Below are 19,879 nucleotides of genomic sequence, written 5' to 3'. Positions count from 1 at the left end.
CTCTAGACTGGCGAGGTTGTATACAAAAACTCAACATGGACAAGGAGTTATCGATGCACCAGGGATGGCTGCTGATCGGATTGTCGCTCACCTATCTGGGGCTGCTGTTTCTGATCGCCTTCGTGGCAGACAAGCACAAACGGCACCGTCTCAAGGGACAACCGCTGCTCTACAGCCTGTCGCTGGCGGTCTACTGCACCTCCTGGACCTTCTTCGGCACCGTGGGGCAGGCGAGTGAATCCCCCTGGTCGCCGGTGCCCATCTACCTTGGCCCCATGCTGGTCTTTCTGTTTGGCTGGCGGCTGCTGGCCCGCCTTATTCTGGTGGCCAAGCGCGAGCACATCACCTCCATCGCTGACTTTATCGCCGCCCGTTACGGCAAATCCCAGCGGCTTGCCATGGTGATCGCCCTCATCGCCATCATGGGGATCCTCCCCTATCTGGTGTTGCAGCTCAAAGCCATCGTCACCGGGCTGGATCTGCTGATGGTCAACAGCGGCGGCATCAGCCCGACCAGCAATACCAGCGAGCTGGCGCTCGGGGTTACTCTGCTGCTGGCGCTGTTCAGCATCCTGTTCGGCACCCGCCATCTCGATGCCACCGAGCACCACAGGGGGATGGTGGTGGCCATTGCTTTCGAGTCGGTGGTCAAATTGCTGGCCTTTATCACGGTGGGGGGCTTCGCCCTCTGGCTGATCCTGAGCAAACCGAGCGAGACTCACGAGCAGGTGACCCGCGACTTCTTTGCACAGGTGGTGGCGGTGAGCCCCGGCAACCTGTTGGAGCTTGCCATCTATACGGTGTTGGCGATGTGCGCCGTCATCTGCCTGCCGCGCCAGTTTCATGTGACTGTGGTGGAGAACAATCAGGGGCAGGATCTGCACTGGGCGCGCTGGATCTTCCCGCTCTACCTGTTCGTGATGGGGCTCTTTATCTGGCCGTTGGCGCTGGCGGGCAAGCAGTGGGTGGGGGCCGACATGGCCTCCGACACCTATGTGATCAGTTTGCCGATGGCCCTCGGGTTCGATGGCATGGCGATGCTGGCGTTTCTCGGCGGCACCTCGGCGGCCACCGGCATGGTGATCGTCTGCACCATCGCACTGGCGATCATGGTGAGCAATGATCTGGTGCTGCCGGTGCTGCTGCGCCGCTTCTGGCGGCAGGGGCGCGACGAGCGGCTGGTGCGGCTGCTATTGCAGGTGCGTCGTGGCGCCATCCTGCTGATCTTGCTGGCGGCCTGGGGGCTCTACCTTTGGCTCGGCGACCTCACCAGCTTGTCGCGCATCGGTTATCTCTCCTTTGGCGCGGTGGCCCAGTTTGCGCCGGCCCTGCTGCTCGGTCTCTACTGGCGTCACGGCAATCGCAAGGGGGTATATCTTGGGTTGAGCCTCGGGGTGAGCCTCTGGTTCGTCACCCTGCTGGTGGAGAGCGGGCTGTTGGCCGGTTCACCGCTGGCCGAACTGCTGGCACCGCCGGACTGGCCCGCATTTCGCGAGCTGAGTCTCGGAGCTTGGTGCATCTTCCTGAGCCTGCTATTCAACCTGCTCGGTTATGTGGCGGGCTCGCTGCTGTCGCGCCCTGCGGTGAGCGAGCGGCTGCAGGCGGCCAACTTTGTCGGCAAGCCGAGCCGCGATACCGCTGCCCTCTATCAGGCGCGGGTCTCGGTCAAGGAGCTGGAGATGCTGGCGGCCCGCTTTGTCGGCTCAAGCCGGGTCAAGCGTGCCTTTGGTCGCTTCGCCGGTGAGCGGGGCGGCACCCTGGCGCCCCAGATGCAGGCTTCGGCCGAGCTGATTGCCCACACCGAGCGGCTGCTGGCGGGGGTGTTTGGTACCTCGTCGGCGCGGTTGGTGCTCGCCTCGGCCCTGCAGGGACGCAATATGCAGCTCGAGGAGATCGCCACCATAGTCGATGAGGCCTCCGACGTGTTTCGCTTCAACCGCGGCCTGCTGCAGGGGGCGATCGAGCATATCGGGCAGGGGATCTCGGTGGTGGACAGGGAGCTTCGGCTGGTGGCCTGGAACCGCCGCTACATCGAGCTGTTCCACTATCCGCCGGGGCTTATTCAGGCTGGGCGTCCCATCGAGGAGATCATCCGCTACAACGCCCAGCAGGGGCTCTGTGGCCCCGGCGATATCGAAGATCACGTGGCACGGCGGGTCGCCTTTATGAAACGCGGCAGCGCCCATATCTCGGCGAGGGAGCGCCCGGACGGGCGGGTGATTGAGATGCAGGGCAACCCCATGCCAGCCGGCGGTTTCGTCATGACCTTTACCGACATCACGCCGTTTCGCGACGCCGAGCGGGTGCTGCGCGAAGCGAACGAACATCTGGAGGCGCGGGTGGCCGAGCGCACCCGTGAGCTCTCCGAACTCAACCGCCAGCTGCTGTTGGTGAACCAGCAGGTGGAGCGGGCCAATCAATCCAAGAGCCGTTTTCTGGCGGCGGTCAGCCACGATCTGACCCAGCCCCTCAATGCCGCCAAGCTGTTTACCTCCTCCCTGCTGGAAATGCTGCCCGATGCTGGCGAGCAGGCCCGCATCGCCCGCCATATCGATGATGCGCTGGGGGCGACCGAGGATCTCATCACCGATCTGCTAGATATCTCGCGGCTCGAAGCGGGCAAGTTCAAGGCCAAGAAGCTCGACTTTGCCCTGCGCGATCTGCTCGACAACCTCAAGGCGGAGTTTGGCGTGCTGGCGCAGGCGGGAGGGATCCACTTCTCGGTGGTGGAGAGCAAGCATGCGGTACACAGCGATGTGCGGCTACTGCGCCGGGTGCTGCAGAACTTCCTGACCAATGCGTTTCGCTACAACCCGGGGGGCAGGGTGCTGCTTGGTTGCCGCCGGATGGGGGAGAAGATCCGCATCGAGGTGTGGGATAACGGCCCCGGCATCCCGCAAGACAAGCAGGAGGCGATCTTCGACGAGTTCTCCCGCCTCGATCACTCTCGCACCGCCAAGGAGCAGGGGCTGGGTCTGGGGCTTGCCATCGCCCGTGGCATCTCGCTGGTGCTCGGTCATCAGCTCACTTTGCAGAGTTGGCCGGGCAAGGGATCGGTCTTTGCGGTGACCCTCAATCTGGCGACCCGGCCGGTCACGGCCCATCAGCTGGCGGCGCCGGTGGCGCGCGACAGCCAGCTGGAAGGTGTAGCCGTGCTCTGTATCGACAACGAGCGGGACATTCTGACCGCCATGAGCACCCTGCTCGGCCGCTGGGGCTGCGAGGTGCGCTGCGCCGTCGATCTGGCCGAAGCCGAGGCGCTGATAGCAGAGGGGTTTGTGCCACGGCTGGTGCTCTCCGATTACCACCTCGACGATGGCAAGACCGGGTTGGAGGCGCTCGCTGCCCTGCAGCGGGTGTGTGGCGATGAACTGGGAGGCATCATCATCAGTGCCGATCGCAAGAGCGAGCTGCAGGCGCAGATCCGCGAGCGGGGGTATGGCTATATCAGCAAACCGGTCAAACCACTCAAACTGCGCGCCCTGATGAACAGCCTGCTGCTGCGCTAGCCGCAGCCGGGGCGGCAAGCCGTGAACCGGCTCACAAAACCGCGCAATGATCCTGTGGCCCGTGGTCATGGATGAATGCCGAAAACAGAGATTTATTGGCGAAGATCTCTTCATCTCCCTGCGCAATCGCCGCCAGTTACAGTATTGGCTTGCCACTGTCGGTGAACGCCGACAGTGGCAGACCGGATTGGCTCACTCTATAGTCGGGATGCGATTTTTTGCATCGCAAATGAAGTAACCGAAGGGCAAACCGATCGCAAGATCGGGACGCAAAGCTTCCGGTCCAGGGATGAGCCGTACTTGAGATAGCGGGGCCACCACAGGTTGTTGTGCACCTTTGCCAAGAGGCCGCACTGCCGTCTGCGTTACCTGTCAGGGCGTAGCCCTTTTCGTTGCCAACATAACGAAGTAGGGAAATATAAAAAATGCTAAGTCCAAAGCCTACCATGCTGGCCCTCGCGGTCGGTCTGTGCTGCGCCTCGTCCGCTTATGCTGCGGCGCCCGGCAAGCCGACCATCGGATGGGGCCCCACCAAGTTTTCCATCGTTGAAGTCGATCAGGCGGCTACTGCCTACAACAATCTGGTCAAGGTAAAGGATGCCGCCGATGTGGAGGTGAACTGGAACCTCTGGAGCGGCGATCTGGGCCAGAGTGCCAAGGTACTGCTCAATGGTCAGGAGGTGTGGTCCGGCCCCTCGGCCGCGGCGGGCAGCGCCAAATTCAAGGTGAAGAAAGGGGGGCGCTACCAGATGCAGGTGGCGCTGTGCAACGCCGATGGCTGTACCCTCTCTGATGCCAAGGAGATCGTGGTCGCCGATACCGACGGCAGCCATCTGGCGCCACTCAAGGCGCCGCTGCAGGAGAACAACAAGCCCTACGCCAACAAGTCCGGCAAGGTGGTGGGGACTTACTATGTGGAGTGGGGGGTCTATGGCCGCAAGTTTACGGTCGACAAGATCCCGGCCCAGAACCTGACCCATATCCTCTATGGTTTCACCCCCATCTGCGGCGGGGATGGCCTCAACGACAGCCTCAAGGAGATCGAAGGGAGCTTCCAGGCGCTGCAACGGGCGTGCGCCGGCCGCGCCGACTTCAAGGTGGCGATGCACGATCCCTGGGCCGCCATCCAGATGCCGCAAGGCAGCCTCACTGCCCATGACGAGCCCTACAAGGGCAACTTTGGCGCCCTGATGGCGCTCAAGCAGGCCTATCCGAACCTCAAGATCCTCCCCTCGGTCGGCGGCTGGACCCTCTCCGATCCCTTCTATTTCCTCGGTGACAAAACCAAGCGCGATGTGTTTGTCGGCTCGGTGAAAGAGTTCCTGCAGACCTGGAAGTTCTTCGACGGTGTGGATATCGACTGGGAGTACCCGGGCGGACAGGGCGCCAACCCGAAACTGGGCAGCCCGAGTGATGGCGCCACTTATGTGGCCCTGATGAAGGAGCTGCGTGCCATGCTCGACGAGCTGGAGGCCGAGACTGGTCGCCAGTATGAGCTCACCTCGGCCATTGGTGCGGGGGGGGACAAGATCCAGGATGTGGACTACAAGGCGGCCCAGCCCTACATGGACCACATCTTCATGATGACCTACGACTACAACGGTGCCTGGAGCAACACCGAGCTGGGCCACCAGACCAACCTCTATGCGGCGAGCTGGGATCCCGATACCAAGTACACCACCGACAAGGCGGTGAATCAGCTGCTGGCGCAGGGGGTTGAACCGGGCAAGCTGGTGGTCGGGGCCGCCATGTATGGCCGTGGCTGGACTGGGGTAAGTGGTTATCAGGGCAACAACCCCTTCACCGGCAAGGCGACCGGCAAGGTGAAAGGCACCTGGGAGGACGGAGTGGTGGATTACCGCGACATCGTCAACAACCGGATGGGGGCGGGCTGGGAGAAGGGCTATGACGAGGTGGCCGAGGCGCCCTATCTGTTCAAGGCGGCGACCGGCGACCTCATCACCTATGACAACGAGCGCTCGGTCAAGGCCAAGGGGCAGTATGTGCTGGCCAACAAGCTCGGTGGCCTCTTCTCCTGGGAGATCGATGCCGACAACGGCGACATCCTCAACGCCATGCACGAGGGGCTGGGCCACGGCGAGGGGACGACTCCACCAGCCAACAAGCCGCCATTGGCCAATGCAGGCAGTGACCTCAAGGTGACCGGCCCTACCGAGGTGACGCTGGATGGGTCGGCCTCCCACGATCCGGAAAACAGCGCGCTCAGCTTCAGCTGGAAGCAGATCTCCGGGCCGCAGGCTGCCCTGCTTGATACCACTCAGGCCAAGGCCCGCGTGGTGCTGGATGCTGTGGCTGCCGACATCAATCTGGTGTTCGAGCTGACAGTGACTGATGACCAGCAGTTGAGTGCCAAGGATCAGGTGGTGGTGACCAACAAGGCGCCGCAGGCCAATCTGGCGCCGGTGGTGAGTGTACCTGCGACGGCCTCTGTGGAGGCGGGCAAGCAGGTGACCATCAAGGCGACCGCCTCCGATCCGAACGGTGATCCGTTGACTTATCAGTGGAGTGTGCCGGCAGGCATCACCGCAACGGGTCAGAACAGCGCCACTCTGGTGGTGACTGGCCCGAACGTCACCAGCGACACCGGCTATGACCTGAGCGTCACTGTCTCCGACGGCGGGCTGGATGCCAGTGCGGCAACCCGTCTGACGGTCAAACCGGCCAGCAGCGGCGGTGGTTGCACGGCGACCGATCCGGATGCGGCCAACTGGCCAGTCTGGAAAGCGGCAAGCACCTATAACAGCGGCGACAAGGTGAGCCACAACCAGCTGGTGTGGCAGGCCAAGTACTGGACCCAGGGCAACGAGCCGAGCCGCACCGCGGATCAGTGGCTGCTGGTGAGCAAGGTGCAACTGGGTTGGGATGCCAATGTGGCCTACAACGGTGGCGAGCTCACCACCCATAACGGCCGTCAGTGGAAGGCGCAGTACTGGACCAAGGGCAATGAGCCTGGCAAACACGACGTCTGGCAGGATGTGGGAGCCGCCAGCTGTAAATAAGCATTGAATGGTGGCGGGGCATGCCGGTCATGCCCCGTTTATTCTCCCCGCTTCGCCACATTCTGGCGGGTCTGCTAATCGGTTTCCCCACCCAGCTTCTCTTTTGTGCCTGCAAAGCAGCCCTTCCGGGCTAGTGATTAATGCTCTCCCCGATAGCTGGCATCTGTGCCGCACGCTGCTCTTTGTGGTGCCGCTTGTGTTGGTACATGTCGGCATCGGCTCTGGCAAACGCGGCGGCAAAGTCGCCACGATAGGGGGCCATCCCCATGCTGCACGAGATAGTGGGGGAGGCGCTGGCCAGCATGGTCGTCAGCCTGGCCATCGCCTGTTGCAGCTCGGTCGGTGTCAAAGTGGTGAGTAGCACAAACTCATCCCCGCCAAATCGGGCGGCAATCACCCCCTGACCGAAGTGCTGGCGTATGCCATCTGCGATAAGGCGCAGGGCCTGATCACCCGCCAAATGGCCACTGCTGTCATTGAGTTGCTTGAGATTGTCCATGTCGATCAGCAGCAGGGTGCCTTCCGGCTGCCCCTGCAGAGCGAGTTCGAATTGCTGGCGATTGGCGAGCCCGGTCAGCTGGTCGGTATTGGCCAGCTGATAGATGCGGCGGGACTGCTGATAGATGGTGATGGCGTGGCGAATATCCCGCGCCAGGATCGCCATCAGGTGGCTGTCGTAGCGGGTAAAGGCATGACGTTTGCTGCTGTCCATATTGATCATGCCGTAGAGCTGACCATCGATATGGAGCGGGGTCGCCAGCGTGGCCTGGATGGGCAGGTCGGTGCAGTTGACCAGCAGCTCTCTGTCCTGTTCGGACAGGGGCATGGTGGCATTTATCTTCGACAGGTCGTTGATCAGCAAGGTTTTGTTGCAACGCCCCTGAGTCAGCTTGTACTGAAAGGTGTGCTCCAGCGGCAGATTGATCCGCCGCAGTTTCACCAGATCCATGCCGATGGCGGCTTCATATCTCAACATGCCTGTGCCCGGCAGCAGCTTGATCAGGCAGCCCATCTCGGCTCCCGGGATCAACATCACGGCTCGTCTGAGCAGATCCTCCAGAAAGGCCTCTTCGGTCTGGTATTGCGCCGAGTTGCGGGCCAGCTCGGCGGTGGTTTTGTTGATCTTGAGCGCCTCACTCAGATGCTGCCACTGGCGGTGCAGGTGGTAGCGGTAGTGGCGATAGAGCCAGAAGGTGCAGATAAGGTAGCTCTGGACTAGCAAGGTGCTGGCAAGCGGCGCCCTTTGCCAGCCATTGAGGCTGTTGATAAGCCAGATCATCCCGGCCAGTGGCAAGGCATAAATCGTCAAACGAACAAATTTGTCGTATCTGGATAACCGGGTGCGTGAGGGCAATTCGCTGGGCATGAAGACACCTGCTGGCCATGCAAAGCGGCGATTATAAATTCATTAGTTGCGATACAGATGGGTCTTTTGTCGCATATTGTTCTTACTCATTGATTTTTCTCAATTTGGTGTGATGCAGATCAAAAAAATGGTGTGAGGTATCTGGTTGGAGGTGATGAGATTAGGTCTGCATATCCGGCTGTTTTTTAAACATTAATTTCTTGAAAGTGGGTAATTGTCGGGGTTGGTAACTGGTGGGCTGGCAATGGTCCTATTTGCTTACTTATCAGAATTACCCTACAGTCAATCGGCGATTATTTATCGCCAGAAATAACGTTGTGACAAGGGCAAACCGATTGAAAAGTCGGGACGCAAAGCTTCCGGTCTAAGGGTCAAGACGACCTAGGATAGCGGGGCCACCACAGTAGAATGCAGGCTGCCTTTGCCAAGGGGTGGCCGTTTTTGTGTCACCTGTCGTGTTGCGTTGCCCTTTCGTTTTTCCAATAACGAAAAGGAAAGCAATATGCTAAGTCCAAAACCCGCACTGCTGGCCATGATGGTCGGTACCCTGCTCGCCTCCTCCGCCGCTTATGCGGCAGCTCCCGGCAAACCCGCTATCGGTTGGGGCACCACCAAGTTTGCCATCGTCGAAGTCAACCAGTCCGCGACCGCTTATAACGAGCTGGTCAAGGTGAAGGATGGCGCCGATGTGACCGTCACCTGGAATCTCTGGAACGGCGATATCGGCCAGAGTGCCAAGGTGCTGCTGGATGGCAAGGAAGTCTGGTCCGGTCCCTCTTCCGCCGCTGGCACTGCCACCTTCAAGGTGCACAAGGGGGGCCGCTATCAGATGCAGGTCGCGCTGTGCAACGGCGATGGCTGCACCCTGTCTGATGCCAAGGAGATCGTGGTCGCCGATACCGATGGCAGCCACCTTGCGCCGCTCAAGCCTGCCCTGCAGGAGAATAACAAACCCTATGTCAACAAGTCCGGCAAGGTGGTCGGTACCTACTATGTGGAGTGGGGGGGCTATGATCGCAACTTCACCGTGGACAAGCTGCCGGCCCAGAACCTGACCCATATCCTCTATGGCTTCACCCCGATCTGTGGCGGTGATGGCCTCAACGACAGCCTCAAAGAGATTGCCGGCAGCTTCCAGGCGCTGCAACGTGCCTGTGCCGGGCGCAAGGATTTCCAGGTCGCCATTCACGATCCCTGGGCCGCGCTGCAAAAAGGGCAGGGGTCACTGGTCGCCTGGGATGAGCCCTACAAGGGCAACTTCGGCAATCTGATGGCCCTCAAGCAGGCCTATCCGGACCTGAAGATCCTCCCCTCCGTCGGTGGCTGGACCCTCTCCGACCCCTTCTTCTTCATGCATGACAAGGCCAAGCGTGACGTGTTCGTCGCCTCGGTCAAAGAGTTCCTGCAGACCTGGAAGTTCTTCGACGGTGTCGACATCGACTATGAGTTCCCGGGCGGCGACGGTGCCAACCCCAATCTGGGGGACAAGACCAAAGATGGGGAAACCTATGTGCTGATCATGAAGGATCTGCGCGCCATGCTCGACGAGCTGGAGGCCGAGACCGGTCGCACCTATCAGCTCACCTCCGCCATCGGGGCCGGTTACGACAAGATTGAGGATGTGGATTACAAGGCTGCCCAGCAGTACATGGACCACCTCTTCGTGATGAGCTACGACTACAACGGTGCCTGGAGCAATACCTCCCTGGGTCATCAGGCCAACCTCTATCAGGCCACCAACGGCTCGGCCAACAAGCGCTACAACACTGATGCAGCGGTACAGCAACTGCTGGCGCAAGGGGTCGACTCGGAAAAGCTGGTGATCGGTGCCGCCGCCTACGGTCGCGGCTGGAAAGGGGTGAGCGGATATCAGGGCAACGATCCCTTCACCGGCACCGCCACCGGCAAGATCAAAGGCACCTGGGAAGATGGCGTGCTGGATTATCGCCACATCGTCAACAGCCATATGGGCGCAGGCTGGGAGTACAACTACGACGAGACTGCCGAAGCGGCCACCCTGTTCAAGCCCTCCACCGGCGAGCTGATCACCTATGACGACGAGCGCTCGGTCAAGGCGAAAGGCCAATACGTGCTGGCCAACAAGCTGGGCGGGCTCTTCTCCTGGGAGATCGATGCCGACAACGGCGATATCCTCAACGCCATGCATGAAGGTCTCGGCCACGGTGAAGGGGTTACCCCACCAGCCAACAAGCCGCCAGTGGCTAACGCGGGCAGCGATGTGGCGGTGACCGGCCCGGCTACCCTGACGCTGGATGGCTCAGCCTCCCACGATCCGGAAAAAGGCTCCCTGACCTACAGCTGGAAGCAGGTCTCCGGTCCGCAAGCCGTGCTGGGTGATACCACGCAGGCCAAGGTGCGGGTCGATGTGAATGCCGTCAGTGCCGATACCGCGCTGGTGTTCGAGCTGGCAGTGACCGACGACCACAACCTCACCGCTCGCGATCAGGTGGTAGTCACCAACAAGGCGCCGCAGCCCAACCTGCCTCCGGTGGTGACTTTGCCTGCCAGCGTCAAGGTGGAAGAGGGCAAGCAGGTGACCATCACCGCCAAGGCATCCGACCCCAACGACGACGAGCTGATCTATCAATGGCAAGTGCCTGCCGGTATCACGGCGACCGGCCAGAACAGTGCCACCCTGGTGGTCACCGGCCCGGCGGTCGATGTCGAAACCGGTTATGACCTCTCTGTGACCGTCTCCGATGGCGCACTCGATGCCAACGCGGCCACCCGTCTCACCGTCACGCCAATCAACGAAGGTGGTGAGGGTGGCTCTTGCAACACCACAGATCCGGAAGCAGCCAACGTTCCCGCATGGCAGGCCAGCAAGGTCTACAACGGCGGTGACAAGGTGAGCCACAACCAGCTGGTATGGCGTGCCAAGTTCTGGACTCAGGGTAATGAGCCGAGCCGCGCCGCCGATCAGTGGGCGCTGGTGAGTCAGGTTGATCTGGGCTGGAACGCAGTCGTTGCCTACAACGGCGGGGATCTCACCAACCACAACGGCCGTCAGTGGAAGGCCAAGTGGTGGACTCAAGGCAATGAGCCGGGCAAGCACGATGTCTGGCTGGATATCGGGGCAGCAAGCTGTAACTGAGGCCTCCTCACCGATGACGGGGCATGGCGACATGCCCCTCATTCCCGGTAGCAATATGAACGAGAACCCGACAATGACCACAAATGTGACCCGAATCGCTGCCCTCATCATGGCAACCCTGGCGGCTGGCCCCCTGTCTGCCGCCACCTCGCCCCTGATATTCAATGAGACGACACCGCAAAGCGATCTGGCGGGCAGCCTGGCTGCCAGCGTGCAGTTTGCCCAGAGCCAGATCCTGCCGTCCCATCCCAAAGAGGGGGATCGCCAACCCATCCTGACCAGCCTGCGCAAGAGCCTGCTGCTGGTGAAACCACTCCAGGCCGATGGGGTGACCCCCATGACGGTGGAGGCCCGTGACGGCAGCGGCGAGCTGCTGGGCACCCTGACCTTGTCGCCGCCATCGGCGCTGCCAGAGACTGTCTACCACCTCGCGGGAGCTCCTGCCGGGGGAGTGAGTTTCATCCCGGAGAGCGGCACCACTGCCATCATCAGCAGCAGCGCTGATTTGGCCAAACTGAACGACAAGAGCGGCGCCTTCCTCAAGGATCGACTGAGCGGGCGTGCGCTGGTGGAGATCCAGACCGCCGACGGCCGCTGGGTTCGGGATATCTACCTGCCCGTGAGCCCGGAGCTGGAGGGCAAGATGGTGCGGATCCGCTCCAGCGCCGGTTATAACTCGACGGCCTTTTATGGTGAGCGACAGGTGACCGTCTCCCGTGGCCAGACCCTGCAGTTCAAGTTTGCCAATGGGCAGTGGTTCCGCGAGGGGGAGCTGGAGAACAACCGCATCACCTATGCAGCGGATACCTGGAGCGGCGAGCTGCCTGCCGAGTGGATCCAGCCCGGACTGACCCTCTCCGTTCGTCAGGGCAATCTCAGTGGTGAACTGCGTGATATCAAGGTCGGCGCCCCCGGCGAGCTGCTGCTGCACACCATCGACATCGGCATGCTCACCACGCCACGGGATCGCTTTGCCTTTGCCAATGACAAGGAGGCCCATCGCGAATACTTCCAGACCATTCCGGCCAGCCGGTTGATCGTCAGTCAGTATGCACCGCTCTCCCTGCCTGAGGTGATGCTGCCCAATGGCACCTTGCTGACCGATTTTGACCCGAGCGAGGGGGGGTGGCATGGCGGCACCATGCGTCAGCGCATCGGCAAGGAGCTTATCTCCCACGGCATCGACAATGCCAACTACGGCATCAACAGCAGTGCCGGTGAAGGGGAGGGGAGCCATCCCTTTGTGGTGGCCCAGCTGACGGCGCACAACAGCCGCGGCAAATATGCCAATGGGGTTCAGGTGCACGGTGGCTCTGGTGGCGGTGGCATCGTCACGCTGGATGATTCGCTGGGCAACGAGTTCAGCCATGAGGTGGGCCATAACTTCGGCCTTGGCCACTATGTGGATGGCTTCCGTGGCTCGGTTCATCGCAGTGCCGATCAGCTCAACTCCAGCTGGGGCTGGGACAGTGACAAACACCGTTTCATCCCCAACTTCTCGCCGACCCGCACCAATGAGGATGCCTGTCTGGATGGCCAGTGCCAGCCGCCGTTCGATGGCCGCAAGTTTGGCTACGATGCGATGGCGGGCGGCAGCCCTCTCTCCGGCGCCAACCGTTTCACCCTCTATACCCCCAATTCCGCCGCCATCATCCAGCGCTTCCTGGAGAGCAAGGCGGTGTTCGATGCCAACTCGGCCACCGGCTTTAGCAAGTGGAACAGTGCGACGGCCAGGATGGAGCCCTATCAGCACACAATCGAGGGGATCGAGAAGGTCGATGCCCCCATGGATGCCCTGAGCGATGCCGGACTGAGTGCCCTGCTGGCGGATTATGGCTTGGTCAGGGTCGCCATGTGGGACGGTCGCTGGACCCGTGATATTCGGGTGCCGGTTGCCTCTGCGGACAACCGTGGGCGCAGTCTGACCATCGATCACGGGGCCGGTTACAACAGTCGCCTCTTTATCAACGGCAAGGAAATTGTGGTGAACCGGGGCTTCAAGAAGAGCTTCACCTCGGATGGCCAGAGCTGGGTGGAGGTCTCCCTCATCGATACCAAGGTTGCGCGCAAGCCCGAGCAGTTCGGAGTGCCGGTGACCACTCTGGTGGGCTATTACGACCCGCAGGGGAGTCTGCCCAGCTACATCTATCCGGCGCTGCACGGCGCCTACGGCTTTACCTACCCGGATGACAGCAACACCCTGTCCGGCAGTGACTGCCAGTTGCAGGTGGAGACCCGCGATGGTCTGCAGCGCTTCAGGCTGGCCAATCACCGGGCGGCCAGTAGCGTCATGAACAAGTTCCACATCAACCTGCCCACCGCCAGCGAGCCCGGCCGCCCCACCATCCAGTGCCGTGGTCAGACACTGGTACAGCAGAGCTTGCTGCCACCGCAGCAGTCACTCTCCTTTACCGTCAACGGGCGGCCGCTGGAGCAGGGCGTGGTGGAGAATCAGCCTCCGGTGGTGACCGTACCGGCGCAGCTCGGCGGCATCGGCGGTGAGTGGCTGACCGTCACTGCCGAGGCGAGGGATCCCGAGGGCGATGCGCTGAGCTACCGCTGGCACTTCCCGGCGGGCTGGCAGGCGGAAGGCGAGACCAGTGCCAACTTGCGTCTGCTGCCGCCAGCTGTCACCACCAGCGAGCAGCATGAGCTGAGTGTGAGCGTCTCGGACGGGGTCCATCAGAGCGAAGGGCGCGTTGTGCTGACGCTGGAGCCCGTGGTCGACGGCTCTTGCAACACCACAGATCCGGAAGCGGCGAATGTTCCCGCATGGCAGGCCAGCAAGGTCTACAACGGTGGCGACAAGGTGAGCCACAACCAGCTGGTATGGCGTGCCAAATACTGGACTCAGGGCAATGAACCTAGCCGCGCCGCCGATCAGTGGGCGCTGGCGAGTCAGGTTGAGCTGGGCTGGAGCGCTACCGTTGCCTACAACGGCGGTGAGCTTACCAACCACAATGGCCGTCAGTGGAAGGCCAAGTGGTGGACTCAAGGCAACGAGCCGGGCAAGCACGATGTCTGGCTGGATGTCGGGGCTGCAAGCTGCCCCTAGGTTGAGTCCATTATGAAGATTGCGGAGCCTGTTCAGGCGGGCTCCGCCTTTTGCCACAAAACCATAGAGAGCAACAATAATGAAAAAAAACCGCATCACCCTTTTGCTTGCCAGCATGATGCTGAGCGGCCACCTGTGGGCGGCCGAGGCATATGACATCAACAAATCCTATCCGGGCGGCAGCCAGGTCAATTACAACGGCCAGGTTTTTGAGGCCAAGTGGTGGGTCAACCCGGGTCAGACTCCCGGCATGGCGGCCGCCAATGAGTGGGATACCCCGTGGAAGCTTGTCGGCGAAGGGGAAGTGACCCCGCCGGACACCGGTGGCGATGACAAGCCCAATCCGCCAACGCCTACCCCGCCGGATGGCAGCACTACCCCCGTCTATATGAGCCAGGCCGAGCTGGATGCCAAAGAGAAGGCGCTGACCGACTTCCCGGCGATGGAAGCGGTCAAGGCCTCCATCGCTACCCGAGACAATCTGGTGGTCGAGGCGGTGCTGCCGGGTCGTGCCGACAACCCGAGCAACGTCAAGCGGGTCGAAAGCTTGCTGAGCGAGAGTCAGTTCAACTACCTCTTCCCGCTACGCGCTCCCGAGTACACCTATCGTGGCCTGTTGCAGGCGGCGGCCAAGTTCCCGGCCCTGTGCGGCGACTACAGCGATGGCCGCGATGCCGATGCTATCTGCCGCAAGACGCTGGCAACCATGTTCGCCCACTTCGCCCAGGAGACAGGCGGCCATGAAAGCTGGCGCCCGGAGGCCGAGTGGCGTCAGGCGCTGGTCTACGTGCGCGAGATGGGATGGAATGAGACCATGCGCGGTGGTTACAACGCCGAGTGCCGTCCCGATGTGTGGCAGGGTCAGCAGTGGCCGTGCGGTACGTTCGACAATGGCGAGTTCAAGAGCTACTTTGGCCGCGGCGCCAAGCAACTCTCCTACAACTACAACTACGGCCCCTTCTCCGAGGCGATGTTCGGTACTGTACGCACCCTGCTAGACCGCCCCGATCTGGTGGCCGACACCTGGCTGAACCTCGCCAGTGCGGTGTTCTTCTATACCTATCCGCAGCCGCCCAAGCCCTCCATGCTCCATGTCATCGATGGCACCTGGCAGCCGAATGACCATGACAAGCAGAACGGTCTGGTGCCGGGCTTCGGGGTCACCACCCAGATCATCAATGGCGGGGTGGAGTGCGGCGGCCCGGTCGAGCACGCCCAGTCCCAGAACCGCATCAACTACTACCGCGAGTTTGCCAACTACCTCGGAGTGGCGGTGCCATCCGACGAAGTGCTGGGTTGCAAGAATATGAAGGTGTTTGACGACAATGGCGCCGGTGCCTTGCACATCTATTGGGAGCAGGACTGGAGCTATGTGGCAGAGAACCCCAACGGCGGCAAGAGTTATGCGTGCAAGCTGGTGGGCTACCAGACCCGCTTCAGCGCCTTCAAGGAGGGGGATTACAGTCGCTGCGTTCAGCACTTCTATCCGGAGGTGGTGATCGAGGATAACGGCGGTGGCACCAACCTGCCGCCAGTGGCCAATATCACTGGCCCGGCGCAGGCCGAAGGTGGCAGCAAGGTGACTCTCTCCGGCCAGCACTCCAGCGATCCGGAAGGCAAGCCGCTCTCCTATGCCTGGACTATCCCGGCTGGAGCCGCCCCGGCACTGGATCAGGTCACTCTGGAGTTGACTCTGCCCACGCCGGCCAGCGATACCAAACTGGATATCAAACTGACGGTCACAGACGAAGGTAATCTGAGCCGCACTACCACCCATAGCCTGCTGGTGAAAGGAGAGGAGGGGGGCGTAACGCCGCCTGACTATCCGGCCTATAAAGAGGGGACTCCCTACAAGGCAGGCGAGCGGGTCAGCAACGGCAGTGCCAGCTACGAGTGCAAACCGCACCCCTACACCGGCTGGTGTGCCGGTGCCGCCTGGGCCTATGAGCCGGGCAAGGGAACCGCGTGGAGTGATGCCTGGATCAAGCTGTGATCCGGCATTAAGCCGAAGCAATAAAAGATGGGGCCTGCGGGCCCCATTCTTGTTTGGTGGAGTTCAGGTTTGGCCGTGGAACATCTGGCCCGGACAGGACAGCGCCTCGAAAGGGCTGTGTGATGATGTGTGTTGTTTTTTTTATTACATTTTCCGTGAAAGGCTTTCAGCAATTATTTGCCGTAGCGGAAGTAGTATTCACGGGTGGAGGGGGCATAGGCATCTTTCTCTACAACGCCGTTCTTGGTGGTTGCACCGCGCAGGTGGAACAGGACTGCCAGATTCTCAAACATGGTTTACCTCATCGCTCTGTCATTTATGGTTATGGTGTGTGACCTGGGTCACGGTTTGATCCTATGGTCATTTGTGAGCGAGATCAACTTTCTATGTTGTAAATTTACATAAATCATGGAAAGGGTTTTCAAATGCAATGCCCTTTATGGAAAGGCTTTCCCGAGGTGACGGGGGAGAAGCTGATGATCAGCCAGCAAAAGAAGCTTGAGAGCGGGGGCGTTGCACGGGGAAAGAGGCTCGCTGCACGGCCTCTCCTGTATAGGTGCTTGAGCCGATTTGTGACATAAAACAGAGAGATAGCACGCGCCTTGCTGGTAAAAACAGCGAACTGCTGCAATTTTGACTAAACGAATCAGTCGCGGTTATTTTGGGGTTGACAGCAAAGCGGGTGATGCCTATCATGCGCCTCCGTTGCCGGAGATAACTTCGGTGGCGCCGAGGTGAGTTGGGGTTATAGCTCAGCTGGGAGAGCGCTTGCATGGCATGCAAGAGGTCCGCGGTTCGATCCCGCGTAGCTCCACCAAATTCTCCTCGAACAATCTGGAATCAAAGGGGTTATAGCTCAGCTGGGAGAGCGCTTGCATGGCATGCAAGAGGTCCGCGGTTCGATCCCGCGTAGCTCCACCAGGTTCCTGATTGACATGAAGTACCCAGGGCAGTGCGGTGTGTATCACCCAAGCCGACCTTTGTGGGGTTATAGCTCAGCTGGGAGAGCGCTTGCATGGCATGCAAGAGGTCCGCGGTTCGATCCCGCGTAGCTCCACCATTATTTAGGATGAATGGCCGCCAGAACCATTCATTCAGTACCGAATTTGGGGTTATAGCTCAGCTGGGAGAGCGCTTGCATGGCATGCAAGAGGTCCGCGGTTCGATCCCGCGTAGCTCCACCAAATTCAGAGTGACTGCCGGTCATTCACACAAATCGGGGTTATAGCTCAGCTGGGAGAGCGCTTGCATGGCATGCAAGAGGTCCGCGGTTCGATCCCGCGTAGCTCCACCAAATTCTTGTTACAAGAAATAAAAAGGCCACCGCATCGCGGTGGCCTTTTTGTTTTCTCCATCATTTATTTTCTCCATACGTCCGCGCCTTTCATTTGTAAATCCAATGACCTGAATGAAAAAGCCCGCGAGACTCGCGGGCTTTGCTTGCACTATTCAGATGCGCTTGTGGTTAACGGCGACGTCGCCAGGCCAGCGGTAACAGGGCCAGCAGGCCGAGTCCAAGTGCACCGCCGCCTGAGGAGGTGTCCGGTTTGGTGGCATCGCTCTCCAGTCTCAGGTCGACGATGATGGGGTCATGGTCGGAGGCACTGAAGGGGTTGTCAGACTTGAGCAGGGAGCCGGTGTACTGGCTGCCGTATTCGAACAGGGAGCTCTCGAAGGAGTTGATGTGCCAGTCGGCGACACCTGCCACCTTACTGGCCAGCGCCGAGTTGGCGAGGGCATAGTCCAGGGTGCCCAGCTCCCCGTCGTAGCTGTAGGAGATGGCTTTCTCCTTGTTGAATTTGACGTTGAGATCGATCAGGCCGTAGCTGCGAGTCACTTCGCGACCGAGCTGTTCATAGGACTGATCACCGATAAAGGTGTGAGAGGCCGATACGATCTTCCGCTCGCTGGTGGCCGGGTTGTAGTCGGTCAGCACCCGGATCGGATCTTCCTTGGCGTAGGAGTTGAAGTCGCCCACCAGCAGCACCTGGCCTGGCAGTTTGCTGACCGCTTCACCCAGCACCTTGGCCGCGCTCACGCGGAACTCGGTACACTTGCCTTGCAGGTCGGCCGGTTCTGTCTTGCCATCGCCATTTTCGTAGCAGCCTGACCCCTTGGATTTGAGGTGGTTGACCACCAGCGTCAACGGCTCCTTGCTCTTGGCGAGGGTGAAGGTCTGAACCAGAGAATCGCGCTGACCGGCTGTCTTGGCCACACCACCAGTGGTGTAGCGCTGCTCCGGCAGCTTGATGACGCTGGCATCTCCGCTGGGGGTGAGCAGGGCAGGACGGTAGAGCATCGCCACCATGATGGCGTCGCCGCCGAAGAACTTGCCATCGGTAAGGGCAGTGACCGGCAGACGCACATAGGCGTAGTGTTTGCTCGCATCCTTCTGCTGTTCGTTGAGGCGGGTCACCAGATTGTGGAGGGCCGAGTTATCCTCGAAGCCGTTGTTCTCCATCTCCATCAGGCCGAGCAGATCGGCATCCATTGCGGTGATGGCATTGACGATCTTGGTGCGCTGTTTCTCGAACTCGGGCTGGCTCTTGGCACCCCGGTTGCAACCTTTGGCGTTGTCGGCATCCGCCTGATCCTTGCACAGGATATTGAGTGCGCCGCCAATGCTGGAGTGACTGGTGAAGTAGTTGAGCACGTTGAAGCTGCCGATCCGCAGATCGCTGCCAGAGAGGCGAGCCGGCGCGTCTTGACGATCCTCTTCAGGGCTGCGCAGCAGGGCGCCGGCAGTCAGGGTGACATCGCTCGGTACCACCAGACGGAAGGCATCCTTGTTGTATACGATCACCCCCTCCAGCCCGGTCAGTTGATCACCGATGCGCAGATATCCCTGATCGGCATCCCAGCTCGGGAACCAGGGCAGTACGCCATCCGGTGCTTTGTAATCAGACTCGACCACCAGACGGTTGCTGCCATTTTGGGTGGCCAGCGCGACAGCATCTGCACTGTTGGCGACATGGAGTTGGGTCGGTTTGATCAGTGGGGTTTTGTGGGCCAACTCTACGTTGTTGCGATAGACCTTGTAGTCGAAGCCGTAGTTGCGGGTCAGGTGCAGGTCACTGCTGCTGTCGAGACGTACCCGCATCCCTTCGTGGCGATTGAGCGCCTGCGCCAGCGTCTCCCCTTCATTGACCTGCAGTACGCTAGTCGGCACATTCAGCCCTTCTGCGGTGACTTGCAGGCGGGCTTTGCTGGATTCGAAGGTGGGTTTGAGCTGGGTGCCGCCGTAATACTCCTCGACCTTGGCTTCGAGGCAGATTTCAGCCCCCGGTTTGATGTCTTTATATTTGGTCGCGAAGTCCTTGTCGTTCAGATAGACAAAGATGCCATCAGAGGTGGCCGGATTGCCATCGCCCACCGGGTCGGTCAGATAGAAACCCTTGGTCAGGCTTTGGCCCAGCGTCGTCACGATACCGCGAACGTTGAAGGTGCCCGGGCTGATTTTGCCGGTCACCTTGCCGTTATTGTCGGTCACGGTCTGGGTGGCCAGCGCGCTGGCGGAGCCTGTGCCCTGAATGGTCGGGATGGGGGTGAGTTGAGCCGGATCGGACGGGCAGACAAATGCCGCATGGGCGCCTGAGGATGCAAGTGCCAGCCCCACGGCCAGCGACAGCAGGGTACGAGTACCTTTCATAGGTGTTCCTTTTTTATTTTTGCCAGTGATTCCATAGCCTTGGCTCGTTGACCAAGGGCGCGCATTGTCACATTTCTGGCATGTCATACCAGTGAGCCAACGCACATTAAATGAATCTGGGAAGGTGCGGGAAAGCGTTTTTATGATCCCAGTAACGATATGATTTTTTTGA

Annotated in this window: 7 protein-coding genes, 5 tRNA genes and 2 riboswitches; of the genes, 10 read left to right on the top strand and 2 right to left on the bottom strand. The window is 60.5% G+C overall.

Going from position 1 to position 19,879, the window contains the following annotated elements; translation table 11 throughout:
* Positions 1–53 precede the first annotated feature (53 nt).
* Both ACTG1K_RS19905 and ACTG1K_RS19900 read left to right on the top strand, forming a co-directional pair.
* Positions 54–3,509: a hybrid sensor histidine kinase/response regulator gene (locus ACTG1K_RS19905; RefSeq protein ID WP_440006490.1), complete on the top strand. Its 3,456-nt coding sequence runs from the start codon at positions 54–56 to the stop codon at positions 3,507–3,509.
* 234 nt (positions 3,510–3,743) lie between these two features.
* Positions 3,744–3,831, top strand: a riboswitch (cyclic di-GMP riboswitch).
* Positions 3,832–3,934: 103 nt separating this feature from the next.
* On the top strand, positions 3,935–6,529 hold the full coding sequence (locus tag ACTG1K_RS19900) for a glycosyl hydrolase family 18 protein (RefSeq protein WP_440006488.1): 2,595 nt from the start codon (positions 3,935–3,937) through the stop codon (positions 6,527–6,529).
* A gap of 130 nt (positions 6,530–6,659) precedes the next feature.
* Here ACTG1K_RS19900 and ACTG1K_RS19895 read toward each other — a convergent pair whose 3' ends face one another.
* Complete coding sequence (locus ACTG1K_RS19895) at positions 6,660–7,895, bottom strand: sensor domain-containing diguanylate cyclase (RefSeq protein ID WP_440006486.1); 1,236 nt, start codon at positions 7,893–7,895, stop codon at positions 6,660–6,662.
* A 315-nt stretch (positions 7,896–8,210) separates the two neighbouring features.
* Positions 8,211–8,298, top strand: a riboswitch (cyclic di-GMP riboswitch).
* A 99-nt stretch (positions 8,299–8,397) separates the two neighbouring features.
* Here ACTG1K_RS19895 and ACTG1K_RS19890 point away from each other — a divergent pair.
* From ACTG1K_RS19890 to ACTG1K_RS19855, 8 genes are all read left to right on the top strand, one after another.
* Complete coding sequence (locus ACTG1K_RS19890) at positions 8,398–11,010, top strand: glycosyl hydrolase family 18 protein (RefSeq protein WP_440006484.1); 2,613 nt, start codon at positions 8,398–8,400, stop codon at positions 11,008–11,010.
* A 73-nt stretch (positions 11,011–11,083) separates the two neighbouring features.
* The gene (locus ACTG1K_RS19885) at positions 11,084–14,065 is read left to right on the top strand and encodes a M66 family metalloprotease (protein ID WP_440006482.1); all 2,982 of its coding nucleotides are present in this window, start codon (positions 11,084–11,086) and stop codon (positions 14,063–14,065) included.
* 79 nt (positions 14,066–14,144) lie between these two features.
* Complete coding sequence (locus ACTG1K_RS19880) at positions 14,145–16,058, top strand: glycoside hydrolase family 19 protein (RefSeq protein ID WP_425854815.1); 1,914 nt, start codon at positions 14,145–14,147, stop codon at positions 16,056–16,058.
* A gap of 741 nt (positions 16,059–16,799) precedes the next feature.
* Positions 16,800–16,875: transfer RNA gene (locus ACTG1K_RS19875), tRNA-Ala, on the top strand.
* 28 nt (positions 16,876–16,903) lie between these two features.
* Positions 16,904–16,979 (top strand) — tRNA-Ala (locus ACTG1K_RS19870).
* A gap of 63 nt (positions 16,980–17,042) precedes the next feature.
* Positions 17,043–17,118: transfer RNA gene (locus ACTG1K_RS19865), tRNA-Ala, on the top strand.
* A 48-nt stretch (positions 17,119–17,166) separates the two neighbouring features.
* Positions 17,167–17,242 (top strand) — tRNA-Ala (locus tag ACTG1K_RS19860).
* A 34-nt stretch (positions 17,243–17,276) separates the two neighbouring features.
* Positions 17,277–17,352, top strand: a tRNA-Ala gene (locus ACTG1K_RS19855).
* A gap of 171 nt (positions 17,353–17,523) precedes the next feature.
* Here ACTG1K_RS19855 and ACTG1K_RS19850 read toward each other — a convergent pair.
* Entirely contained in the window at positions 17,524–19,707 is a 2,184-nt protein-coding gene (locus ACTG1K_RS19850; protein WP_440006480.1) for an ExeM/NucH family extracellular endonuclease, read from the bottom strand.
* Positions 19,708–19,879: the final 172 nt, after the last annotated feature.

The sequence above is a fragment of the Aeromonas sp. 102P genome (assembly GCF_051920345.1).
Taxonomy (GTDB): Bacteria; Pseudomonadota; Gammaproteobacteria; order Enterobacterales; family Aeromonadaceae; genus Aeromonas; species Aeromonas veronii.
The sequence above is the reverse complement of the archived record's forward strand: the minus strand, read 5'-3'. Positions and strand labels throughout refer to the sequence as shown.